Below are 24,212 nucleotides of genomic sequence, written 5' to 3'. Positions count from 1 at the left end.
GCCATGCCTCGTTACTTCGCCACCGTCGCCGCGACGACGTCCGGGCGCTTCAGCAGAAGCTCGACCGTGTGCGAGGGCTGGGCCCCGACGTCGCGCCAGTGCTTCACGCGCGCCGTGTCCAGGCGGATCTCGTTGCGACGCGGGTCGTACGTGCCCAAACGTTCGATGAACCGGCCTCCGCGGGCAGCGCGCTGGTCGGCGACGACGATACGGTAGAACGGGGTCTTCTTCGTGCCCGCCCGGGCGAGGCGGATATGAACGGCCATCGGTGAACCTCGGTCTTCTTGGAGATCCGGCGCTTGCCGGGTGCGGGCATGACCCGCTCGCATTCGCGATCCCCCGACGCACGACGCCAGGGGAACGGGGGGCGAAGGGTAGGCAGAACCCCCCCACCGGTCAAGGCCGAACAAGACGCAAAATTTGTCCCGCCCGATCCTCGCCTGGAACGCTCGCGAGCTTGCGGCCCGGACGCACCCCGCGGCCGCGGAAAACATGGGGATGGGACGAAATGAAGAAAGAAGCGCCGTGCGGGAACTCGCCCGGCGAAGGGGACAGACGGGAAATCAGCCGATCTCGAGGATGATCACGCCACGATTCGGGTCGTCTTCATCCTCGTGAGGCTCCTTCGGCCCGTTTCCAGGACGACGCGGAGCCGGGTACCGCTCGAGCGGAAGCTCCAGGCGCGGTCGGTTCTCCTCACGCTGCTGGCGCTCCCTCTCTTCCCGTTGTCGGATTTGTTCGATGATGAAAGGAGGTAGCATCCGGACTCCTCCGCACCGCGTCTGTGGCGTCGCTCGGATGAACGTGCCTAGCAAGAATGGGCCCGTTCACGAGTCGAATCTAGCAATGAGAGTAACGGGGTCAAGCTTATCGCCCGGGACGACGGTGATATGCTCGCCGCCTCATATGACGCAGGATGGCGTGAGATCGCCGGAGCAAGAGCGCCGTGCAACGCAGCCCTCTCGGGCTTCGTCCTCGTCGCCGAGGCCCCAGGCGCGAACGCGGGGCGCGGCGAAGCAAGCACGCCGTTCCCTTGTGATCTGCGTGGCGCTCGGCATCGGGCTCGCCTCTGTGGACGCACGCGCCACCGCGTTCGACGTCGCGGACACGACGTGGGAGGGCTGCTCGGAGCTCTACGGGCTCGCGGTGAACGAGCTCGGCGACGGACGCGTCAAGGCCGTCGCCGTGCTCGACTGGAACGAGATCACGCCGAACGACGGTGTGCTCGTCCTGCACCCGCTCCAGAGCATGGATCCCGAAGAAACGGCCGCCTTCATGAAGGCCGGCGGGCGCCTGGCGATCGTGGACGACTACGGCCGCGGCGAGGAGACGCTGCGGCGCTTCCACATCGAGCGGACCGTTCTGCCCTCACGCCCCGTGGCAGCGCTGCGCAACAACCCGCAGCTCGCGATCGCCGAGCCCGTGCTCACCGGCGACAAGGGGCAACTCACGGGCCCGCACCCGGTCGTCGCGAACGTGCAGCAGTTCGTCACGAACCACGCGACGGGGCTCCGCCACCCGAACCTCTCGCCCGTGCTCGAGGTGCGCGCCGTCGGCGAGCCTCCGACGATCGTCGCGGTCGCGGGCCAGGTCGGCAAGGGCCGGCTCTTCGCGCTGGGCGATCCCTCGGGCCTCATCAACCAGATGCTGCGCTACCCCGGCAACCGCTCGTTCGCCGTGGGCCTCGCGCACTACCTCGTCGACGAGGACGGCGGCGAACGGCAAGGCGGCCGGCTCTTCATCGTCGCCAACCGCTTCTCCGAGGAGGGCTCGTTCGGCGGTAAGTCGACGCTGCGCAAGGACATCGAGAGCCAGCTCCGATCGATCGGCGATGCCCTCGCGGAGGCACGTCAAAACGGGCTGCCGAGCTGGGCGCATTGGTTGCTCGCGCTGCTCGCGGTGGTCGGCGTGGCAGCGTGGGTCGCGCGGGCCGCGGGGCGGCCGTACAAGAGCCCGCAGCCGCGCTTCGCGCGACCGGTGCCGCTCGTGGCGCAGGGTGGCGTGGCCGGGCGTTTCGCCTTGCTCTCGGCGCCATCGTCGCCGCCGGGGCTGCTCCTGCTCGAGCTGAAGAGCGCGCTCGTCGAGGCGCTCTCGCACAAGCTCGGCGCGCCCCTCGATCCTTCGACGGACGCGGTGATTTCTGCGGCCGAGCGCGCGGGAGGCCTTGACGAGCGTGGCCGCTCGGCCTTGAAAGATGTCCTCGACGTGATGCAAAAAGCCGAAGCCTCCGTCGTCGCGGGCCGGCCGGTGCGCGTGCCCCGCGCGTCGCTCCGGAACGCCGCCGCCGTCGTGAGAGACGTGCTCGCCAAGGCGGGCGCGATCACCCCCGAGCCGCTCGGCCACGGCAACGCGAACCACGAGAAGACACCCGATCGCCCGGCGGGAACGAGCCCGACGAGCAACCCCTCACGAACCCCGAGCCCGCCCGCACCCGCAGAGGAGAGCGCCACTTGACCCAGGCCGTCGCCATCGAGGAGATCGCCGCCGCCAAAGAGCGGCTGGACGCGCTCCGCCGGGAGATCACGCGCGTCTACATTGGTCCCTCGCGTACCGTGGATCTCATGCTCACCGCGCTGCTCGCGCAGGGCCACGTGCTCCTCGAGGGCGTGCCCGGCGTCGCCAAGACGACGCTCGTGAAGGCGTACGCATCGGCGCTCGGCGCCTCGGTGCGGCGCATCCAGTTCACGCCGGATCTCCTGCCCGCCGACATCACCGGCACGTACGTGCTCTCGCCGAAGGAAGGCACGTTCTCGCTGCGGCCGGGTCCGATCTTCGCGAACGTCGTGCTCGCCGACGAGATCAACCGCGCGCCCGCGAAGACGCAGTCCGCGCTGCTCGAAGCGATGCAGGAGCGGCAGGTGACGATCGAGGGCGACCGGTTCGAGCTACCCGCGCCGTTCATGGTGCTCGCGACGCAGAACCCGATCGACCTCGAAGGGACGTACCCGCTGCCCGAGGCGCAGATCGATCGGTTCCTCGTGCGAGTCGCCATCGGCTACCCGAACGCGAAGGACGAGGTGGCGATGCTCCGCGCGCACAACGCCGATCCGCCGCGCGCGCGCTCGGTGCTCAGCGTGGAGGAGTTGCTCTCGCTGCAAAGCATCGCGCGGCGGATCCACGTGGAGGACGATCTCTACGAGTACGCCGTCGGCCTGACGACGTTCACCCGCTCGCATGCGCGCGTGCTCCTCGGCGCATCGCCGCGCGCGACGCTCGGCCTCGTGCAGGCCGCAAAGAGCGCGGCCGTGATCGCAGGTCGTCCGTTCGTCACGCCGGACGACGTGCGCGGCGTCGCGACGTCGGTCCTCTCGCACAGGCTCGTGCTCGTGCCCGAGGCCGAAGGCGACGCGCGCGCGCGGGATGCGGTCGTGGAGGACGCCGTGCAGCGCGTGGCCTACCGGCGCGCGGTACGGCCGGTCTAGCGATGCAGCTCTTTCCCACGCGCACGGCGGCGCACCTCAGCATCGCCGCGATCTCGGTCGCGGGCGTCGGCCTCGTCGCGCGCGAGCCGGCCATCGTCGGCTGGGGAGGAGCGATGCTGCTCGCGATGGCGCTTGCCCGCGCAGTCACGCTCGTCTCGGTCTCGCGCATCCGCGCCGCCGGCTTCGAGATGCTGTGGAGCGGGCCGCGCCGCGTCGTGCGCACGGGACGCGGCAGCACGATCGAGATCGAAGCCGAGGTGCGCAACCGCGACACGCTCGCCGCGCGGTACGTGCGCCTGCGGCCGATCGCCTCGTCGCAGCTCCAGATCACGATCGAGCCCTCCGCAGGAGAGGTGATGGCCTCCGGGCGGCTCAAGGTGAAGGTCTCGGTGCACGCGCCGCGCGTGGGACAACACGGCGTGCACGGTCTCGCGCTCGAGGTGCACGGCGCGCCCGGCCTCTTCGAGGTACCTCTCACCTTCGCGAACCCCTTCGGCGTCGAGGTCCTGCCGCGTCCCTTCGCGGCTTGGCTCCCCTCCCCGCGCGGCGGTCGCAGCAAGCTGCTCGCGTCGAGCGGCCGGCCTGGTCGCGCCCGCGGCGAGGGCAGCGATCTGCGCGAGCTGCGCGAGCATATGCCGGGCGATCCGTTCCGGCGCATCGCGTGGAAGGCGAGCGCGCGGCGCGGGGTCCTGCTCGTGCGTGAGTTCGAGCGTGAAGAGCGCGACGTCGTGTGGGTCGTGCTCGACGCCTCGGTCGAGCTCTGGGCCGGCCCGCTCGGTCGCGCCCCGCTCGATCTCGCGATCGACGAGGCGGCGTCGATCTGCACGCGGTACCTCTCGCGCGGCGATCGCGTGGGCCTCGCGGTCTACGCGTCGACCGTGCGCGCGTTCGTCCCGCCGGATCAGGGACCCGCGCACGGGCAGAAGCTCGCGCACCTGCTCGTCACGGCGACGGGCACGCACGACGCCTCGCGCAGTGATCTCGACGAGGCCGACGTGGCCGTCCGGGTCCTCGAACACCTGAGGCCGCTCGACGTGCGCGGCTTGTCCGATCTGCGCCGCGGCGATCTCGACAGGCTCGCGTCGCGCGCCGACGCGGTTCGCCCCCGCGCGCCCTTCGCGCCGCCTTCGCCCGAGGGCCGGAGCCCGCGCGAGCGCATGCTCCGTCGCTACCTCGCGGCCTACGGCATCGAGTCTCCTCCACGCGGCGAGGCCGAGCGCCACGAGTCCGGCTTCATGCTTGCCGAGGTCCTCGCGCAGATCGTCAAGAGCAAGCCCAAGCCGAGCGTCGTGCACGTCGTCGCGCCCGCGCCCTCCGAGGTCGCCCAGGAAAAACCCGTTATGGACGCGCTGCGTCGCCTCGCGCGTCACTCGGCGTCGATCACCTGGTCGATGCCGCAGTTCGATCCAGGCCTGCTCCCGCCCTGGGACCCGCCGACGCGCGCGGACGGCTCGCTCTCGGAGGAGGTCGCGGACGGGGCGCGCCGAGCCACGTGGGAGGAGGCCGCCGGTGTCGCTGCCGAGGCCGTGCTCGTCCGCACGCGTGTCGCCGTCAGCCGCAGCGAGGCCGTGCTCCGTCGCCTCGGCGTGCGCGTCACGAAGATCCGCGCCACGACGACGAAGCGCCCCGACGCCGCGGACCCGAAGACGACCTGATCGGTACGTCGCCCTCCGTGCATCAGTTGGAACACCAACGAACGTCCTTCGAGATCACGAGCCTGCCATGTCGATCGCAGAACGCCTCCGCTCGCGCGGCCTCTCGCCCAAGAAGAGGTTTGGCCAGAACTTCCTGGTCGACGTCTCCGCATCCCGCGCGATCGCCGAAGCCGCGACCACGCCGCCGGGCGGCACCGTGCTCGAGATCGGGCCGGGCCTCGGCGCGCTCACGCGCCCCTTGCTCGAACGCGCCGCGAAGATCGTGGCGATCGAGCGCGATCGTGATCTCGTCCCGCTCCTCTCGGGCGAGCTCGAAGCGCCGATCGCCGAAGGGCGCGTCTCGATCCTCGAAGCCGACGCGCTCGCCGTCGACTGGGCGGCCGAGCTCGTCGGCCCGCGCCCGCACGTGCTCGCGGGCAACCTCCCCTATCAGATCACCGGCGCGCTCCTGGAGCGGGCGACCGGACTCGCGGATCGTATCGATCGCGCGGTGTTCATGGTGCAGGCCGAGGTCGCCGATCGGCTCGTCGCGCCACCTGGATCGAAGACCTACGGCGCGCTCACGGTCTTCGTGCAGGCTGCGTTCGACGTGAAGCGCTTGCTCACCGTGCGCGGCGGCGCGTTTTACCCGCGCCCGGACGTCGACTCTGCGGTGGTCGTCCTCGCGCCGCACAGGCCGGCGCGGGCCGTGGAGACCGATGCGTTTCGCGAGGCCGTTCGCTCCGCGTTCGGCGCGCGGCGAAAGACCCTGCGAAATGCCTGGCGCGGGCTCTACGGTTGGTCCAAGGACGACCTCGAAGCGCGCGCCCGGGAGGCCGGGATCTCGCTCGACGTGCGTGGTGAAACGCTGGCCGTCGAGGATTTCGCCCGGATTGCGGCGATGAAGGGCTAGAGACCCCTGTTCATCCGCTCCGGACCCCTCGACAGTCCACGATGGCCGTGGTAGTGGCCGCGCGCGTTCGTCGTCATAGCGATTCGCTGGAGGAGCCCCGCCCCATGTCGGTTGGAAAGATTACCCAGGTCATCGGCCCCGTCGTCGACGTCGACTTTCCGGCGGGCCAGCTTCCGAAGATTTTGAATGCGCTCAAGTTGTCGAACCCCAGCATCTCCGGGGAGAGCGACAACCTGACGCTCGAGGTGGCGCAGCACCTCGGTGAGTCGACCGTGCGCGCCGTCGCGATGGACACGACGGACGGCCTCGTGCGGGGCATGGAGGTCCGTGACACGGGCAAGCCGATCATGATGCCGGTCGGCAACGCTTGCCTCGGACGCATCTTGAACGTCGTCGGCGCGCCTGTGGACGAGGCCGGCCCCGTGAACGCGGAGAAGTTCGCGCCCATCCACAAGGATCCGCCGAAGTTCGTCGATCAGTCGACGAAGGTCGAGATCTTCGAGACGGGCATCAAGGTCATCGACCTGCTCGCGCCCTACCGCAAGGGCGGCAAGATCGGCCTGTTCGGCGGCGCCGGCGTCGGCAAGACCGTGCTCATCATGGAGCTCATCAACAACGTCGCGAAGGCGCACGGCGGCGTGTCGGTCTTCGCGGGCGTCGGTGAGCGGACGCGTGAGGGCAACGACCTCCTGCTCGAGATGAGCGAATCGAAGCTCGAGTCCGGCGCGCCCGTCATCTCGAAGGCCGCGCTGATCTACGGCCAGATGAACGAGCCGCCCGGCGCGCGCGCCCGCGTCGCGCTCTCGGCGCTCACGGTCGCCGAGTACTTCCGCGACGAGGAAGGCCAGGACGTGCTCCTCTTCGTCGACAACATCTTCCGGTTCACCCAGGCCGGCTCCGAGGTGTCCGCGCTCCTCGGCCGTATCCCGAGCGCCGTCGGTTACCAGCCCACGCTCGCGACGGAGATGGGCGCGCTCCAGGAGCGCATCACGTCGACGACGAAGGGCTCAGTCACCAGCGTGCAGGCGATCTACGTCCCCGCCGACGACCTCACGGATCCCGCGCCCGCGACGGCCTTCGCCCACCTCGACGCGACGACCGTTCTTTCGCGCGCGATCAGCGAGCTCGGCATCTACCCGGCCGTCGATCCGCTCGACTCGAACTCGACGATGCTCGATCCGCAGATCGTCGGACAGAGGCACTACTCGGTCGCGCGCCGCGTGCAGCAGACGCTGCAGCGCTACAAGGACCTGCAGGACATCATCGCGATTCTCGGCATGGACGAGCTCAGCGAGGACGACAAGCTCGTCGTGCAGCGCGCCCGCAAGATCCAGCAGTTCCTCTCGCAGCCGTTCTTCGTCGCCGCGCAGTTCACCGGCCGTCAGGGCAAGCTCGTGAGCCTGAAGGACACGATCTCGGGCTTCGAGGAGATCATCAACGGCAAGCTCGATCACGTGGCCGAGCAGGACTTCTACATGGCCGGCGGCATCGACGAGGTGAAGGCGCGGGCCGAGGGCAAGCGGGCCTGATCATGGCCGACACGATCCTGCTGGAGATCGTGACGCCCACGGGCGTCGCGCTGCGCAAGGAGGTCACGGACGTGACCGCGCCGAGCGTGGCGGGGGAGTTCGGCGTGATGCCGGGCCACCTGCCGCTGCTCGCGGCGCTCCGCACCGGCCTCGTCACGTACCACGAGGCCGGCAAGGAGCAGCGCCTCGCCGTCGCGCACGGGTTCGTCGAGGTCGTGGGCGACAAGGCGCTTCTCCTCACGGAGAAGTACGTCCACAAGGACGACGTCGACGTCGTCCGGGTTCGCCTGCGCCTGAAGGAGGTCGACGCAGAGCTCGACCACTGGCAGGGCGACCTCACGGATCCGAAGCGTCGCTCGCTCATCGAAGAGGAGCAGTGGCTCGCCACGCAGCTCGAGCTGATCGGCGATCCGCCGCTGCCGCTCGTGCGTGAAGACACGCGCTTCCTCGCGGCGAACGCCGAAGCGCCGCCCGTCAACGAGATGGTCGACGGCCAGACGCCCGACGAGAGCCTCACGGATCACAAGAAGCCGGGCTCCGCGTTCCCCGACGCCTGAAAGCGCCTCCTCATTCGGAGGCACATCCCACGGACACGCCGATTCGTTTCGAGACATGGGCTCGGGACGATCGGCGTGTTTGTCGTTATCTTGATGCCTCAGGACGATGATTCACGCTGACACGATCGCGCGGGTCAAGGAACGCACGGATCTCGTGTCGCTCATCGGCGAGACCGTTCGTCTCACCCGGCGCGGTCGATCGTTCGTCGGGCTCTGCCCGTTCCACAAGGAGAAGTCGCCGAGCTTCCACGTGAATCCGGAGCGCGGCATCTTCCACTGCTTCGGCTGCAAGGAGAGCGGCACGGCCATCGACTTCATCATGAAGGTCGAGGGCATGAACTTCGCCGAGGCGGTGCGCGCGCTGGCCGAGCGCAGCGGCGTGGAGATCATCGAGACCGCGACCGAGGCCGAGCGACGCGAGGCGAACGCAGCGCGGCGCGCGCGTGACGACCTGTATGCCGTCAGCCACCTCGCGGCGACGTTTTTCGAGCAGAGCATGCGCGGCCCGAGCGCGCATCCGCTCGCGCACTACGCGCTCGCCGAGCTCGCGCGGCGCGGGCTCGACACGCACGAGGCGACGGGACCCGTGGCCGACGCGCTGCAAGCGTTTCGCGTAGGCTACGCGCCGCCGGGCTGGGACGGGCTCGCGAGCTTCCTCAAGCGGCAAGGGGTCTCGCCGATCGTCGCCGAGAAGGTGGGCCTGCTCGTCGCGCGCAGCTCAGGCACGGGGTTTTACGATCGGTTCCGGCATCGCCTCATGTTCGCGGTGACCGACGTGCAGGGACGCGTGATCGCCTTCAGCGGCCGGAGCCTCCCCGAGCCCACGCCCGACGAGATGCGACGCTTGGGGCTCCAACCATCGACGGCGGGCGAGCCGCCGGCGAAGTACATGAACAGCCCCGAGTCGCCGATCTACACGAAGGGCGAACACCTGTTTGGGCTGCACCAGGCGCGGCACGCGATCCGGCAAGAGGGCCAGGCGACCCTCGTCGAAGGCAACTTCGACGTTCTCAGCCTGCACGCGCGTGGCCTCTGCAACGTCATCGCCCCGCTCGGCACCGCGTTCACGACGACGCAGGCGAAGCTCCTCAAGCGCTTCGCGCCCACCGTGACGATCCTCTTCGACGGCGACGCCGCCGGACGCAAGGCCACGTGGGCCGCGCGCCTCCCGGTCCACGAGGGCGGCCTCGAAGGGCGCGCGGCGACGCTCCCCGCGAAGCTCGATCCCGACGAACTCGTGCGAACCAAGGGCCCCGAGGCGCTGAAGAGCATCCTCAAAAGCGCGAAGGAGCTCTACGAGCACCTCATCGAGGACGCGCTCCAGAACGACTCCTTCAACGACGCCACGACCGACGGCAAACTCGCGCGCATGCGTGCGGTGGCAAACCTCCTAGGAGAACAAAAGGACCCCGTGAAGCGCCTCATGCTGAAGACGTACGCCGATCGGCTCTCGTCGAAGCTCATCGTGGGCGGCACGGCGCCGGCCGATCTGCGTCAAGTCGAACAGCTCCTCGAACAGGCAACGAGGTACGACGGGCAACACCCTGTGGAGCTACGTGCGGCCGAGACCACCGTGCCAGGTTACCGAGCGCGTTCGCGTTCCCAGGTCCAAGAGATGGGGGAACACATCATGGGTGCACTTCTCGACCATCCCGTTCTGCTCGACGACCCTGAAGTGATGGAGGCCCTCGACGTGCTGGATGGCGATCTCGCATTGGCCGCTGGCGCGGTGCGTCAGTCTCTTGGGGCGGAAACGCAACTTATTCCCGACGAATTTCTTGCGCACATCCCGGCGTCGATCCAAGCATTCGCGGCTGGACGGCTCGCGTCGCCCGTCTTCGAGACGGCCGATGTGGCGAGGGAAGAGCTCTTAAAGAACGCAGGGAAGTTGAGACGCTTGAGCTTGTCACGCGAGAAAGCCGCGACAGTGGACGAGCTTCAACGAGTCGCGCCGCTGGGGGATGTGGAGCGCGAGGCGGCGCTGCTTCGTGAGGCGGTGCGTCAGGCGAAGGCCAAGTTGGGGCTCGGCTGACGTGCTTTTTTGCGCGCGCATGAGTCCGCGCGAGCGTGACGAACGTTTTTTTCTCGGTGTGGTTCCTTGAAGCACGTGGCCCGACGTGGGCCCGGTGGAGCGAATGGGATGGCGAGCAAGGCCAAGCAGTCTGCGGGTCGGGCAAGCGGATCGGGCGCGGGGAAAAGTGGCGGCGGAGCCGCACAAGGCGCTCGGGGGGACCGCGGGACGAAGTCGCAGGCACCGGATGGGGCGGGGAAGTCGGATCCGCGCAAGGCGCTCGAGAAGCTCGTCGATGCGGGCAAGACGAAGGGCTTCCTCACGTATGACGAGGTGAACGACGCGCTGCCCGCGGACGTCTCCCCCGATCAGCTCGACGACGTCGTCGGCGCCCTCGGCGACGAGGACATCGAGATCGTCGACGGCGCGACGCAGGTGAAGATCGCGCCGAAGCGGATCGCGGACGAAGAGGCGAGCGACAAGAAGCTCGTCGTCACGCAGGACCGCGAGGAAGAGGACGTCGACTACTATTCGAAGTCGAACGATCCCGTCCGGATGTACCTGCGCAAGATGGGGAGCGTCTCGCTCCTCACGCGCGAAGGCGAAGTCGAGATCGCCAAGCGCATCGAGCAGGGCGAGCAGACGGTCAACGCCGCGATCCTCGACTCGCCGATCGCAGTGCGCGAGATCATCGACCTCGGCGAGAAGCTCCGGAAGCACAAGATTCGCGTCAAAGAGCTCATCAAGGACGCGGAGAGCGACGATCAGGAGTTCGACGAGGAAGAGGCCGATCGCCGCATCATCCGGCTCATCGACAAGGTCAAGCGCCTCGACAAGAAGAAGGCCGACCTGCTCGAAGAGCGCAAGGAGGTCAAGACCGACGGCCGTCGCAAGCAGCTCGACGCCGAGGTCGTGCTGACCACGGGCGAGCTCGTGACGACGCTCGAGGAGATGCGCCTCAACAAGAAGACGATCGACAAGATCGTGCAGAAGTTGAAGGGCCTCATCTCGAAGGTGGAGAAGGCCGAGGCCGGCGCGACCGAGATCGAGAAGCGCACGGGCATGAGCAAGGCCGAGCTCCGCCGTGAGCTCGCGAAGGTGAAGGGCAACAAGCTCGCCGAGGCGCGGCTCGCGAAGAAGCTGAACGTCTCGCGCGAGGACCTGCTCGACCTCGAATCGACCCTGAAGAACGCACAGAAGGGGCTCAAGAAGGTCGAGGAAGAGCTCAACATCGACGTCGAGGCCATCCGCGGGACCTACGAGAGCATCCGCGAAGGCGAGCGCATGGCCGAGCGCGCGAAGGCCGAGCTCGTCGAGGCGAACCTCCGGCTCGTCGTCTCCATCGCGAAGAAGTACACGAACCGCGGTCTGCAGTTCCTCGACCTGATCCAGGAGGGGAACATCGGCCTCATGAAGGCCGTCGACAAGTTCGAGTACAAGCGCGGCTACAAGTTCTCGACGTACGCGACGTGGTGGATCCGGCAGGCCATCACACGCGCGATCGCCGATCAGGCACGGACCATCCGCATCCCGGTCCACATGATCGAGACGATCAACAAGCTCATCCGCACCTCGCGTTACCTCGTGCAGGAGTACGGCCGCGAGCCGACCCCCGAGGAGATCGCCGAGAAGATGGAGCTGCCGCTCGACAAGGTCCGCAAGGTCCTGAAGATCGCGAAGGAGCCCATCTCGCTCGAGACCCCAATCGGCGAGGAGGAAGATTCGCATCTCGGCGACTTCATCGAGGACAAGAGCGTGATCTCGCCGGCCGAGGCGGTGATCAACATGAACCTCGCCGAGCAGACCCGGAAGGTGCTGAAGACGCTCACCCCTCGGGAGGAAAAAGTCCTCCGCATGCGCTTCGGCATCGGCGAGAAGAGCGATCACACGCTCGAAGAGGTCGGCCAGGACTTCGAGGTCACGCGCGAGCGCATCCGGCAGATCGAGGCCAAGGCGCTGCGCAAGCTCCGGCACCCGAGCCGCTCGAAGCAGCTCAAGAGCTTCATCGACAGCTAGTCGTCACGGGGGAACGAATGGAACCGAGGGGTGCTCCGATGCGATGGATCGCGGGGGGAGCGCCCCTCGTTTTTTTAGCGCTCGTGCTCGCGCAGGTGGGCTGCGCACGCAACGTGACCGAGGACGACTGCAAGGCCGTAGGCGAGCACCTGCACGCGCTCTGGACCGCCGAGGCGAAGTTCCCCGAGGCGGCGAGCCCGTCCGCGGAGAAGGCCGTCGCCGTCGTGAAGAGCGAAGGACAACGGCTGGAGGAGTCATTCGTCACGGACTGCAAGCGCGACCTCGTCGGCAAGCCCCGTGCGTCCGGCGAGTTCTCCTGCCTGAGCCACGCAAAGACGCTCGCCGACGTGCGAACGTGCGCGACGATCCCCGCCCACTAGTCCCGGTGGGGCGCCGGCCCCACGCCCCGGGTTCGCTCCGCGTCCGCCCTAGTTGAGGTAGCGCTTGTCCTTCGGGGGCGCCTTCGAGCCGCCCTCGATCACGCGCAGCGGGGGCCCTGCGGCGCGGCGCGCGCGGGCAGCCGCCGCCGATGCCGCAGCCTCGGCGCGCAGGGCCGCCGTCTGCGACTGGATCTGGCGCAGGCGTAGCTTGAGGTAGAGACGCCGGAGCGGCGAACGATCGCCGAAGAGCCAGCCGGCCAGCATGCCGCCGAACGGGGTCACGAGGCCCTCGGGCATGTGCCGGTTGAGCGCGATCACGTTCAGCACGGAGAGCACGAAGATGATCGCGACCATCGCGCCGGCCGACACTGGCAGCACGAAGAACATGCGGACCTGCGCGTCGCGGTTCTGCAGCGCCCACGCGACGGCGACGGCCTCGATCATGCCGAGCCCGCCGAACCACACGGCCTGGTTCAGCTTGGGCACGAGCGCGCCCACGGCGACCTGCGTGGCGAACGCGAACGCACCCGCGCCGAACAGGAAGATGAGCATCCGTCGCGCGCCCCAGCGCGACTCGAGCGTGGGGGCGAGGAAGTACAGGCCGAGGATGGTCATCAAGAAGTGACCAGGGCTCGACGTGTCGTGGAAGAGCGGGGCCGTGAAGAGCCGCCAGACCTGGCCGCGGAGCACGCCCGAGGTCGTGCCGGCCATGAACTGGGCGATACCCGCCCCGACCTCCACCCAATTGATGCTCAGCGCGAGGCCGACCCACAGGACGGTGATGCCGATCATCATCCCGCTGATGGCCTTGCCGGGGCGAGGCAGGACGAACTGGACGGGGCTAGGGCGCATCGTCCATGGAGCTACCAACAGGAACGCGGACGGGCAACCGGAGGGCGCAGGAAAGGCACCGTGAACCGTCCTCCGCGGTTCGGCTCCGCTCGTGGCGGAGCCGTCGCCGTCAGAAGAAGTTGCCGATGGTGAACTGGAAGTCGGACGCCTTCTCGTAGGGCAGCGGCTTGAACGGGAAGCCGTACTCGAAGCGCAGCGGGCCGAGCGGCGAGAACCAGCGCAGACCGAAGCCCCAGGACGTGCGGACGTTGAGGAGCTGCGACGCCGTGAAGCAGGGGTTCGTCACGGAGTACGGCGACGCCGGGTTCGCCTCGCAGTAGTTGCGCTCGAGGTTCCAGGCGTTTCCGAGGTCGGTGAAGATCACGCCGCGGATGCCGACCTGCTCCAGGATCGTGAACTCGAGCTCGGCGTTCTGGTAGTACATCAGGTTGCCGCCGATGTTCGTCCCGTTGGGGAAGGGACGCGCGTTCGGATCGAGCGTCTGGTTCAGCGTCAAGCGCGGGCCGACGCTGCGGAGGGGGAAGCCGCGCAGGTCGAGGATGCCGCCGAGGAAGAAGCGCGCGAAGATCGGCACGCCCTCGGGCGAGGGGCTCGTCACCGCGCCGAACTCGCTGTTCACCTTGAAGACGAGCCAGTCGCGGATCGGGTAGTAGAAGCGCGCGGTGTTCCGGAACCGGACGAACTGCTGCTCGCTGCCGATGTACTTGGAGGCGAGCTCGACCGAGCCCTGGAGGAAGATACCCGCCGACGGGAAGAGCTGGTTGTTGCGGGTGTCGTAGGTGATCGTCGGCCGGATGCTCGACGTGATGCCGTCGTTGTAGACGTTCGCGAGCGGCACGCTCTGGAAGAAGTTCACCGCGGAGGCGGTGCCGAAGAGCGTCGACGTCGTCTGCGTGGAGATCTCGTTCGACTCGAGGGTGTACGTGAGGTTCACCCGGAGCTCGGGCTGGATGATCGGGTAGCCGATCGTGAGTGAGCCGCCGAGCGAGGTCTGCGAGAAGTCGTTGTAGACGCGGAGCTGATCGTACGCGCTGATCGCCGCCGAGAACTGCGTGTCGAAGAGGTACGGCTCGAAGAACCGGACGTCGATGAGCTGACGGAGGCCGGAGATCTGCGCCTGCAGGGCGAGCGATTGGCCGCGCCCGAAGAGGTTCTGCTGCTGGACCGTCGCCGTCGCGATGAAGTTCTCGATGCTGGAGAAGCCCGCGCCGACCTGGAAGGTGCCCGTCGGCTTCTCGACGACCTCGACGTTCACGTTGATGTGCTCGGCGTCGTCGCCTTGCTCGGTCGAGATGTCGACGCGCTCGAAGTAGCCGAGCATCGTGATGCGGCGCTTGCTGCGCTCGAGCTTCGACTCGCTGAAGAGCTGCTCCTCGAACACCTCCATCTCGCGGCGGATGACCTTGTCGCGGGTCTTCGTGTTGCCGCGGATCTCGATGCGCCCGATCTTGATCGGCTGGTTGCGCCGGATGGCGACGATGATGTCGACCTCTTGTCGCTCGGGATCGAGGTCGGTCGCGGGCGGGGCTTCCACGTTCGCGTAGCCCTGATCCCGGTACATCGTCTGGATCTGACCGAGATCCGCGGCGAGCTCGGCGCGGTTGAACCAGTCGCCGCTCTTCGCGCGGATCATCTCGCGCAGCCGCCTGCGTCCGCCGATGGGCTCGATCTCCTTGCCCTCGGCGTCACGCTCGTAGACGCGGAGCTGTCGGATCTTGTAGCGCGGGCCCTCGTTGATGGTGAGCGTCACCTCGATGCCCGTGCGATCCGGCGTGAGCATCACGCGCGGCGTCGCGATCTGCACCGAGAGGAAACCGCGGTCGTAGTAGAGCGCCGAGAGCACGAGCACGTCGCGCTCGAACGCATCCTGTCGGAACGCGCCGCCCGTGCCGAAGTCGAAGAAGCTGCCCTGCCCGGTGATCATCACCTCGCGCAGTTCGGCGTCGGGGATGTTGTGGTTCCCGATGAACGTGACGCGCCGGACCGTGACCCGCTCGTGCTCCTTGATCTTGAAGCGGAGCAGCACCTCGTTGTCGCGCTGCGGGACGGTCTCGTACGAGACCTCGGCGAGGAAGTAGCCCTCCTCCGCGTACTTGTCGCGCAGCTTCTGGATGCCGCGGCGGATCGCGTTGTAGCTGAGGATCGTGCCGGTCTTGACCTCGACGCTGAGCGCCTCCGTGAGGTCTTCCGCGCTGATGTTCTGGTTGCCGTCGAACTCGATCGTCTTGATGTTCGGACGTTCGCGCACGAGGATCCGCAGATGGACCCCGTCGTCGCGGCGGGTCAGGTCGGCCTCGACGTCCTCGAAGAAGCCCGAGTCCCAGAGCTCGCGCACGTCGCGCGAAAGTCCTTCCGGCGTGAAGGGTTTGCCCACGCGCGCCGTGCCGAGATATGCGCGGATGTCGTCGGCGGAGATGCGACGGTTGCCCGCGATGACCACACGCGCGACGGGCTGGCCACGCGCGAGATCGGCCTCGGTCGGCGCGAGCGTCGGCACCGGCGGAGCAGCCTCTTCCGGACGCGCACCGGGCGCGCCGGTGCCGTTTCCGTTCGGCGCCGTGGGCGGCTCTTCGCCTTCGTCTGCGCCTTCGTCCGCGCCTTGTCCTGCTGCACCTTTCGCCGCTGTTGGCGGCGCAGCGCCTGCGGGCGGCGCTGCGCCTGCAGGCGGGCCCCCTTGCGCGAAGGCCACCCGAGGCGAGATCCCCACGATCGTGAAGACGACCAGAAGGGCGCTCGTCCACAGGAGCCGGAGCCGGCTCGTCAGGCGGATGGGTGGGGTGGGCTTCGTAAACAAGGGGCGCCTCCCCGTAGCCCAGCGGGCCAGAGGTCTCAAGGTGGGAGCCGCTGGTTTTCCATGTCCATGTGTGGACGGCAGGGCGCCCGGGACGCGGGGCGTCCGTCGGAAGGGGGCCGGATCGATGGGGACGGGCGCGGATTCGCCGGCAGAATCCCTTCGGACGAATACGTTTCGGAGCTGGCGTGCCCGCCGCGACCGTGCCGCCGTGGCTTGACCGATCGGCGCTCCGTGGGTAATGGCATCCCCCTGCCTGCGGTCCACTGAACGCGGGTACACCGTCGATTCCTGGGGGGCACGCGCTAGCCGAGGCGGCGGCGCGTGGCCTCCCTACCCTGGAGATAACGCCCGTGCCCCCTGCTCAGCAGGTCCCGTTTCCCCTCGATGGCGAGGGTGGTCCGAAGAGGCCTCGGCGCGCCCCCAAGACACCGGGCGGGAGCGAGCCGCCGCCGCCGCCCCCGGTGCCCGACACGTCACTCGCGGAAGAGGCGCAGCGCAAGTACCTGAACTACGCGCTGAGCGTCATCACGTCGCGCGCGCTCCCCGACGTGCGCGACGGCCTGAAGCCGGTGCAGCGCCGCATCCTCTACGCGATGCTGCACGACCTGCACCTCTCCCCCGACGGGCGCTTCCGCAAGAGCGCGGCCGTGGTCGGTGACGTGATGGGTAAGTACCACCCGCACGGCGACACCGCGATCTACGACGCGATGGTCCGGCTCGCGCAGGACTTCGTGATGCGCGCGCCGCTCGTCGCGGGCCACGGCAACTTCGGCTCGATCGACGGCGATGCACCCGCCGCGATGCGTTACACCGAAGCGAAGCTGCGGCCGCTCGCGATCGAGCTGCTCGGCGAGCTCGGCAAGCGCACCGTGGAGTGGCGGCCGAACTACGACGGCACGAAGAGCGAGCCGATCATCCTGCCGGCGCGCTTCCCGAACCTGCTCGTGAACGGCTCGCAGGGCATCGCCGTCGGCATGGCGACGAGCATCCCGCCGCACAACCTGATGGAGGTGCTCGACGCCTGCATCGAGCTCTCGAACCAGCGGGATCTGCCGGTGAGCCGGCTCTTGAAGAAGATCAAGGGTCCGGACTTCCCGACGGGCGGACAGCTCCACGCGACGAAGGAGGAGCTCGAGGCGGTCTACACGACGGGCCAGGGCTCGCTGAAGCTGCGCGGCGAGTGGAAGATCGAAGAGGACGACACGAAGCGGGGTCCCTCGTTCCTCGTGGTCACGTCGATCCCGTACGGCGTCGAGCGCAAGGCGATCGTCGAGAAGATCGCCGAGGTGATCCTCTCGAAGAAGCTGCCGCCGCTGCTCGACGTGCGCGACGAGTCGACAGACCTCGTGCGCATCGTGCTGGAGACGAAGCGCGGGACGGATCCGCAGCTCGTGATGGCGTACCTCTACAAGAACACGCCGCTCGCAGTGCACGTGCCGGTGAACCTCACCTGCCTCGTGCCCACGGACAACCCCGAGGTCGCCGCACCGAAGCGCCTCGGGCTCGACGAGATCCTGAACCAGTTCCTGACGTTCCGGTACTCGACGGTGACGCGGCGGCTGGAGTTCGACCTCGGCGAGCTCAAGGCGCGCATCCACGTCCTCGAAGGCCTCGAGATCGTCTTCGACGCGCTCGACGAGGTGATCGCGATCATCCGCAAGAGCGACGGCAAGGCGGACGCCGCGGGCAAGCTGATCAAGCGCTTCAACCTCTCGGAGGAGCAGACGGACGCGATCCTGGAGCTACGCCTCTACCGGCTCGCGCGGCTGGAAATCCAGGTCGTGCGCAAGGAGCTCGCGGACAAACGCGCCGAGGCCAAGCGCCTCGACGCGCTGCTCAAGAGCGACACGCGGCGCTGGGACCTCGTGCGCGACGAGCTCGCGCAGATGAAGGAGAAGTACGGCGATCGCCGCCGCACGAAGATCATGGGCGCGGTCGACGAGCCGGAGTTCCAGGCCGAGGACTTCATCGTCGCGGAAGATGCGAACGTGATCCTCTCCGCGCAGGGCTGGGTCAAACGGCAGCGCGAGCTCAAGGATCCTGCACAGACGCGGCTCCGCGAGGGAGACTCCGTGCTCGCCGCGGTCGCAGGCTCGACGCGCTCGGCCGTCGCGTTCTTCTCGACCCTCGGCGTCTGCTACGTCTGCCGCATCCACGACATCCCGCCCTCGACGGGCTACGGCGATCCGGTCCAGAAGCTCTTCAAGATGGCGGACGGCGAGCGAATGGTAGCGATGATGTCGCTCGATCCGCGCGCCCTCGGCGAGGAGCTCCGCGCCCCGACGGAAGGGGCCGTCGAACCCGAGCCGCCCTTCGCGCTCGCGCTCACCCGCGGCGGCCTCGGCTTCCGCTTCTCGCTCCGGCAGCACCGTGAGCCGAGCACGCGCGCCGGCCGCAAATTCGCGAAGCTCGGCGAGAACGACGAGGTGCTCGCGGTCCTGCTGCCCCCCTCCCAAGGCCTCGTCGCGCTCGTCGCGGCGAACGGCTTCGCGCTCGGCGTGCCCGTCGAGGAGATCGGCGTCCTCTCCGGCGCGGGCAAGGGCTCGACCGTGATGAAGCTCGACGAGGGCGAGCGCGTGGTGGGCGCGTCGCTCGACGACCTCATCGAGGTCGAGAACGAGAAAGGCAAGCTCCTCCGTGAGAACGCGGAGAAGATGCGCGGAGCGCGCGGCGAGTTCGGCCGCCAGTGCTTCCCTGCAAAGAAGGACCGCATCGTCCGGCTCGTCCCGCCCCCCGTCGCGACGCCCGTCCTCGGCAAACCCGAGGAGGAGAGCTGATCCATGGCAACGACCGCTCCCCCGCAGCCCGCCTCCGGATCGCGCTACACCGCGAAGGACATCGAGGTCCTCGAAGGCCTCGAACCGGTGCGCAAGCGCCCCGCGATGTACATCGGCGGGACCGACACGCGCGGCTACCACCACCTGCTCTGGGAGATCGTCGACAACGCGGTCGACGAGGCGATCAACGGCCACGCCAAGCGCATCGAGGTGACGCTCGACGCCGATCGGCGCGGCGCGACGATCGGCGACGACGGCCGCGGCTTCCCGATCGACGTCCACCCGAAGTACAACCGCCCTGCGCTCGAGCTCATTCTCTGCACGCTGCACGCCGGCGGCAAGTTCGCGAGCTCGAACTACAAGGTCTCCGGCGGCCTGCACGGCGTGGGTTCGAGCGTGGTGAACGCGCTCTCCGTCGAGCTCAACGTGAAGGTCCTCCGCGACGGCTTCGAGCACATGCAGGCCTTCAGCCGAGGCATCCCGACGGGCAAGCTCAAGCGCGGCGCCGCGACCCGCAAGCACGGGACCGTCCTGCACTTCCGCCCCGACCCCGAAATCTTTGGGGACAAAGCATCGTTCGACGCGGACACCGTCCGCGAGCGCCTCGAAGCGAAGGCCTACCTGCACGGCGGCTTGCTCATCGTCTTCAAGGACCAGGCGACGGGCGAGACCGTCGAGCTCGTGCACCCGAACGGGATCGTCGACTACCTGCCGAAGCTCGTCACGCAGCGAGGCAAGCCTGCGGTGCACGCGTCGATGTTTCACGTCGCGAAGGACGGCGACATCCGGCTCGAAGCCGCGCTGCTCTGGACCGAGTCGCCCGAAGAGTCGGTGCGCTCCTACGTGAACGGCATCCCGACGCACTCGGGCGGCTCGCACGAGAGCGGCTTCAACACCGCGATCGTGAAGGCCGTACGCGCCTTCATCGAGGCGAAGAAGATCCAGCCGAAGGGCGTGACGCTCACGGCCGAGGACATCCGCGAGGGCATCGTCGGCCTCCTGTCGATCTACATCCAGGAGCCGCAGTTCCAGGGGCAAACGAAGGATCGGCTGAACAACGCCGAGGCCGGCCCCGCCGTCGAAGGCATCGTGCGCCCCGCGCTCGAGCAATGGCTGCTCGAGAACGGCACGGCCGGCGAGGCGATCGTGATGCGCTCGATCCTGGCCGCCCGCGCTCGCGAAGCCCGCCGCGAGGCGACGCAGCAGGTCGTCCGCAAGACGGCCGTCTCGCACCGCCTGAACCTGCCCGGCAAGCTCGCCGACTGCAGCTCCACCGACCCGAACGAGAGCGAGCTCTTCATCGTCGAGGGCGACAGCGCAGGCGGCTCCGCCAAGCAGGGCCGCGACCGGCGCACACAGGCGATCCTGCCCCTGCGCGGCAAGGTGCTGAACGCCGAGCAAGCCTCGACGTCGAAGGTGCTCTCGAACAAGGAGCTCCAGGACATCGTCAGCGCGCTCGGCTGCGGCTTCGGCAAGGACTTCGACGCCTCGAAGCTCCGTTACGGCCGAATCTTCCTGCTGATGGACGCCGACAGCGACGGCCAGCACATCGCCACGCTGCTCCTGACGTTCTTCTACCGCCATCTGCCAGGCCTCATCCGCGGCGGCCACGTCTACCTCGCGCAACCTCCGCTCTTCCGGATCGACGCCGGCAAGGAGACGCACTGGGCCCTCGACGAGAAGGAGCGTGACCGCATCCTCGTCAAGCTGCCCAAGGGCCACAAAGCGGAGATCTCCCGCTTCAAGGGCCTCGGCGAGATGCCCGCCGAGGACCTCAAATCCACGACGCTCGACCCGCGCCGCCGCCGCGCCCTGCGCGTGATCATCGAAGGCGAGCTCGAGACCGATCGCATCCTGAACGAGCTCATGGGCAAAGACGCCTCGGCCCGCTTCCGGTTCATCATGGACCGAGCCCAGAGCGCCGAAATCGACGTCTGATCCCGGGGCTTCCCCGCCCCTGCCCGCCCCCCTCCCCCCACATCTCCGCGGTTCGTCCCCACGCACCCCCCGTGCGTCCGGGATCACGCGCGCGCGTCACTTGCGCAATCCTCGCCCCACCGTCGAACCGCAGCGACGGTCATCCGGAGCCGAACCTGCGCGAGTTGAGCAGACTCGGCGCAACACGAGATCCCCCCGCTCATACGCAGGGTTAGGCCCGAGCGCCAAGACCCGCAAGGGTCGGAACGATGCTCGGCGGTCCCGGTCACGCCGCCAAAAATCCGCCAGATCTGCGCAAAATCCCGGCACATTTGCGTTTCAGGTCACCACGAAAACACGCGTCCAGTCCCACATGTGTCGTTATGCGCATCCGAGATTGGTATGCCTATATGGTAAATTCAGATACCAGATCCCCCCCTGACGACCTTCGGCCCGAGGGTTGCAAAGGCAGAACGTCGAGTTGCCGTCACGGCGCCGCATGCAGCGGCGAGAGTCCCCGTGGCAAGGAGAGGTTCCCGTGAGCGATGCGCTTTCTTTGACGATGCTGGACGCACCCTCCGCCGCCCGTATGCCCTCGGCCTCGCATATGCCGCCTTTTGCGGTTCGCCAGGCCCCCATCACCCAAACGCTGCCGAAGATCCCCGCTCCGCAGCCTTCACAAATCATCCCGAAGAGCACGCCCGAGCGCATGCGCGTCGCCCGCGAGCGCATTCGGGCCGCCGCAGAAGCCGGTCAACGAATCCGCTCGTACGAGGTCGCCCTCGACCTCGACCTGTCCGAGTTCCACTTCGCCCGGCAGTTCCGCGCCGCCTTCGGTCGCTCCCCTCACGTCTTCTACGATGAGGTGCGCGCCCAAAAAGCCCGCGAGCTGCTCACCGAAGGCATGAGCGAAGGCGACGTCGCCCGCCGCATCGGCTTCCGCAGGCCCGCCGAACTGCGTGCCCTGCTGTCGAAGCGCTGAGCCGAGTCGGCTCGACCCGGGGTTTTCCCCCGGACCCCTCCTCCCCCCTACAACGTAGCGCCGGGGTTTCACCCCGGACCCGACCAGGGGTTGTTCACCCCTGGACCCGAACCAGCGCAAGCGCTGGACACAGGGTCGATGAACTGCGCTCCGCGCAGCTCATCGAACAGCCAGGGTCAAGACCACAGGCGACCTTGCCCATCGAGACGGCAGCGCTGACGGCTCGACCGGCAACGGCCCCGTCGCCAGCTCGAGACGCACCTTCATGGTCTTTCCACGGGCCCCTTGGAAGAACTGCGCGGAGCGCAGTTCTTCCACCCTCGGTCCAGGCCGTACCTGGTCCGGGGTGAAGGGGGCGGACAGCCCCCTTCCGGGGTGCGGGGCAGAGCCCCGCGCAGGGCGTGCGCGGACGACGAGACGCGGCTCTGGATCCGCTCTGCGGAGCGCGTGTCGCGGCCTCAGCGGGCTGCGCGACGGAGGACGCTGACGCCGGGCCAGGTCTTGCCGCGATCCGTGACTTCCCACTCGTCCGCGCCGAGAAATCGGCATTTCGCGCCGTCGAACATGCCTCCGCTCGCTCGAAGCGTGAAGGCGTCGCCGGACTCGCCATCCACCTGATACGGCGCGCTTTCGTCGGGCGTCTTCGAGGTCCGCACGCTCTGCGCATCCTTGTCGAACCCGATGCGCAGCGACTCGAACAGGTCTGCCATCAGCGGCATCGCTTCGTTCGGGATCGGGTGATCCGACGTGTACCGCACGATCTCCCACGTCCCCTGAAGCTTCTTCTTCACGCCCACGAGTTCGGGCTCGGCGGGTTTGTCCGCCTCGATCGCCGCGCCCGTCGCTGGCCCTTCCACGGCCTGCCCACTGCCCCCTGCGCAGCCCACGAGGAGCGGCACGAACATGAACCCAAGGCGAAAACGTCCCACGATCCAGGAAGGTACGACGACTTTGGGAGTCACCTCAAGCCTGCCGCGAACCGACCCCGATCCGCCGGTGCTGGAGCGACGGCAAGCTCGCCCGGACGTGCGCGAGGTACGCCGGATCGAGCGTGCCGACGACGATCCCCTCCCCCTCCGAAGCCTGCGCCACGACCTCCCCCCAAGGGTCCACGATGCACGACTTCCCGTACGTCTTGCGCCCCTTCGGATGGCTCCCCCATTGCGCCGCCGCGATCACGTAACACTGCGCCTCGATCGCCCGCGCGCGCAGGAGCACGTGCCAGTGATCCTTGCCTGTCGCGAGCGTGAACGCCGCCGGCACGACGAGCACCTCGGCGCCGCGCGCGACGAGCTCGCGGTACAGCTCGGGGAACCGCAGGTCGTAACAGATCGAGAGGCCGATCCGCGTGCCCGCGACGTCGACGACGACGGGTTCGTCGCCCGGCATGCACGAGGCCGACTCGCGGTAGCGCTGGCCGTCGCCGACCTCGACGTCGAACATGTGGATCTTGCGGTACCGCGCCACGATCTCGCCCGAGGGCGCGACTGCGGCGAAGGTGTTGTGGACGCGCTTCGGATCGGACGAGCGCTCGGGAAGGCCGCCTGCGAGCATCCAGACGCCGTGTTTCGTGGCGTTTTCCGCGAGGAACGCGCGGATCCGGCCGCCGTCCTTGGCGTCGAGATCCTCGGCGACGCGCAGCCGCTCGTCGTCGTCCCCGCCCATGAACGCGAAGTTCTCGGGCAAGACCACGACCTTCGCGCCGCGCGAGGCAGCCTCGGCCACGAGGCGCCCGGCCCGGCCGAGGTTCTCGGCGAGGTCTGCCTGGCTGTTCATCTGCACGGCCGCGGCAACAAGAGGCTCACGCATGCGGGGAAGCCTACCTCGCGCAGGGCGTAGCGTGTCGAACATGAGGTTCGTCCACTGAAATCGACCAGGGCCCACGCATGCCCCTTCCCGACCTCGGATGGGCCGCTATTCTGCGCGCCGCATGGGGCCCCTCTCGTACCTGCCGCGGTCGGTTCTCGGCGTGGCGCAAGAGATCGTGCGGCACCTCCTCAAAAGGCCCGTGGTCGGCGTGGCCGTGGCTGCCCGGACGGACGACGGGAGGTGGCTGCTCATCCGCCGCGCCGATACGGGGACCTGGGCGCTGCCCGGCGGCACGGTCGAGTGGGGCGAGACCTTGCGGACGACGGTCGTGCGCGAGCTCGACGAAGAGGCCGGGGTCGACGACGTGACGATTGGCCCGATCGTGGGCGTGTTCTCGCGGCCGGATCGCGACATCCGGTTTCACGCGGTGACGATCGTGGTGACCGCGCGCGTGGCCGAGCCGAGCCGGCCGCCGAAGAACCGGCTGGAGATCCGCGAGGCGCGGCTCTTCCGCGACGAGGATCTGCCCGCGCCGCTGGCGATGGGGATGGACGACATGCTCGCCGCCGCGCAACGCGGCGAGGTGGTGTTCGAGTGACGTTCGAGGCGACTTGAGGGA

The 24,212-nt window shown here is 68.4% G+C and carries 18 protein-coding genes; 13 read left to right on the top strand and 5 right to left on the bottom strand.

Features of this window, described 5'->3' with window-relative positions:
• Positions 1 to 11: 11 nt before the first annotated feature.
• The gene (gene rpsP, locus QHF89_RS22105; protein ID WP_136930702.1) at positions 12 to 266 is read right to left on the bottom strand and encodes a 30S ribosomal protein S16; all 255 of its coding nucleotides are present in this window, start codon (positions 264 to 266) and stop codon (positions 12 to 14) included.
• 778 nt (positions 267 to 1,044) lie between these two features.
• Here rpsP and QHF89_RS22100 point away from each other — a divergent pair.
• The 9 genes from QHF89_RS22100 to QHF89_RS22060 all read left to right on the top strand — a co-directional run bounded on the left by QHF89_RS22100 (position 1,045) and on the right by QHF89_RS22060 (position 12,462).
• Positions 1,045 to 2,454 carry a DUF4350 domain-containing protein gene (locus QHF89_RS22100; RefSeq protein WP_284720791.1) on the top strand — a complete coding sequence of 470 codons (1,410 nt, stop codon included), beginning with the start codon at positions 1,045 to 1,047 and terminating at the stop codon, positions 2,452 to 2,454.
• Positions 2,451 to 3,422: an AAA family ATPase gene (locus QHF89_RS22095; protein WP_136967995.1), complete on the top strand. Its 972-nt coding sequence runs from the start codon at positions 2,451 to 2,453 to the stop codon at positions 3,420 to 3,422. The genes QHF89_RS22100 and QHF89_RS22095 overlap by 4 nt, the downstream gene beginning before the upstream one ends.
• Positions 3,423 to 3,424: 2 nt before the next feature.
• Entirely contained in the window at positions 3,425 to 5,077 is a 1,653-nt protein-coding gene (locus QHF89_RS22090) for a DUF58 domain-containing protein (RefSeq protein ID WP_136967994.1), read from the top strand.
• 67 nt (positions 5,078 to 5,144) lie between these two features.
• Entirely contained in the window at positions 5,145 to 5,969 is an 825-nt protein-coding gene (rsmA, locus tag QHF89_RS22085; RefSeq protein ID WP_136967993.1) for a 16S rRNA (adenine(1518)-N(6)/adenine(1519)-N(6))-dimethyltransferase RsmA, read from the top strand.
• A gap of 104 nt (positions 5,970 to 6,073) precedes the next feature.
• Positions 6,074 to 7,498, top strand: a complete 1,425-nt coding sequence (gene atpD, locus QHF89_RS22080) for a F0F1 ATP synthase subunit beta (protein WP_136930696.1) — start codon at positions 6,074 to 6,076, stop codon at positions 7,496 to 7,498.
• Between the two features lie 2 nt (positions 7,499 to 7,500).
• Entirely contained in the window at positions 7,501 to 8,055 is a 555-nt protein-coding gene (gene atpC, locus QHF89_RS22075; RefSeq protein WP_136930695.1) for an ATP synthase F1 subunit epsilon, read from the top strand.
• Between the two features lie 106 nt (positions 8,056 to 8,161).
• Positions 8,162 to 10,087, top strand: a complete 1,926-nt coding sequence (dnaG, locus tag QHF89_RS22070; protein WP_136967992.1) for a DNA primase — start codon at positions 8,162 to 8,164, stop codon at positions 10,085 to 10,087.
• Between the two features lie 108 nt (positions 10,088 to 10,195).
• Positions 10,196 to 12,082: an RNA polymerase sigma factor RpoD gene (gene rpoD, locus QHF89_RS22065; RefSeq protein ID WP_136930693.1), complete on the top strand. Its 1,887-nt coding sequence runs from the start codon at positions 10,196 to 10,198 to the stop codon at positions 12,080 to 12,082.
• A gap of 38 nt (positions 12,083 to 12,120) precedes the next feature.
• Complete coding sequence (locus QHF89_RS22060; protein WP_136967991.1) at positions 12,121 to 12,462, top strand: hypothetical protein; 342 nt, start codon at positions 12,121 to 12,123, stop codon at positions 12,460 to 12,462.
• A gap of 48 nt (positions 12,463 to 12,510) precedes the next feature.
• Here QHF89_RS22060 and QHF89_RS22055 read toward each other — a convergent pair whose 3' ends face one another.
• Both QHF89_RS22055 and bamA read right to left on the bottom strand, forming a co-directional pair.
• Complete coding sequence (locus tag QHF89_RS22055; RefSeq protein WP_136930691.1) at positions 12,511 to 13,314, bottom strand: rhomboid family intramembrane serine protease; 804 nt, start codon at positions 13,312 to 13,314, stop codon at positions 12,511 to 12,513.
• A gap of 109 nt (positions 13,315 to 13,423) precedes the next feature.
• The gene (bamA, locus tag QHF89_RS22050) at positions 13,424 to 16,108 is read right to left on the bottom strand and encodes an outer membrane protein assembly factor BamA (RefSeq protein ID WP_284720790.1); all 2,685 of its coding nucleotides are present in this window, start codon (positions 16,106 to 16,108) and stop codon (positions 13,424 to 13,426) included.
• Between the two features lie 350 nt (positions 16,109 to 16,458).
• Here bamA and QHF89_RS22045 point away from each other — a divergent pair, with 350 nt between their 5' ends.
• The 3 genes from QHF89_RS22045 to QHF89_RS22035 all read left to right on the top strand — a co-directional run bounded on the left by QHF89_RS22045 (position 16,459) and on the right by QHF89_RS22035 (position 21,784).
• Positions 16,459 to 18,885, top strand: a complete 2,427-nt coding sequence (locus tag QHF89_RS22045; protein WP_136967990.1) for a DNA gyrase/topoisomerase IV subunit A — start codon at positions 16,459 to 16,461, stop codon at positions 18,883 to 18,885.
• Between the two features lie 3 nt (positions 18,886 to 18,888).
• Entirely contained in the window at positions 18,889 to 20,823 is a 1,935-nt protein-coding gene (locus QHF89_RS22040) for a DNA gyrase/topoisomerase IV subunit B (RefSeq protein WP_136930689.1), read from the top strand.
• A 517-nt stretch (positions 20,824 to 21,340) separates the two neighbouring features.
• Entirely contained in the window at positions 21,341 to 21,784 is a 444-nt protein-coding gene (locus QHF89_RS22035; protein ID WP_170229247.1) for a helix-turn-helix domain-containing protein, read from the top strand.
• 458 nt (positions 21,785 to 22,242) lie between these two features.
• Here QHF89_RS22035 and QHF89_RS22030 read toward each other — a convergent pair whose 3' ends face one another.
• Positions 22,243 to 22,713, bottom strand: coding sequence for a hypothetical protein (locus QHF89_RS22030; protein WP_136967989.1), 471 nt, complete (start codon positions 22,711 to 22,713; stop codon positions 22,243 to 22,245).
• Between the two features lie 34 nt (positions 22,714 to 22,747).
• The gene (locus QHF89_RS22025; protein WP_136967988.1) at positions 22,748 to 23,593 is read right to left on the bottom strand and encodes a carbon-nitrogen hydrolase family protein; all 846 of its coding nucleotides are present in this window, start codon (positions 23,591 to 23,593) and stop codon (positions 22,748 to 22,750) included.
• Between the two features lie 121 nt (positions 23,594 to 23,714).
• Here QHF89_RS22025 and QHF89_RS22020 point away from each other — a divergent pair, with 121 nt between their 5' ends.
• Positions 23,715 to 24,191, top strand: coding sequence for an NUDIX hydrolase (locus QHF89_RS22020; RefSeq protein ID WP_136967987.1), 477 nt, complete (start codon positions 23,715 to 23,717; stop codon positions 24,189 to 24,191).
• Positions 24,192 to 24,212 lie beyond the last annotated feature (21 nt).

It is taken from the genome of Polyangium sorediatum, assembly GCF_029946465.1.
Taxonomy (GTDB): domain Bacteria; phylum Myxococcota_A; class Polyangia; order Polyangiales; family Polyangiaceae; genus Polyangium; species Polyangium fumosum.
This window is presented reverse-complemented; position numbering and strand designations above follow the sequence as displayed.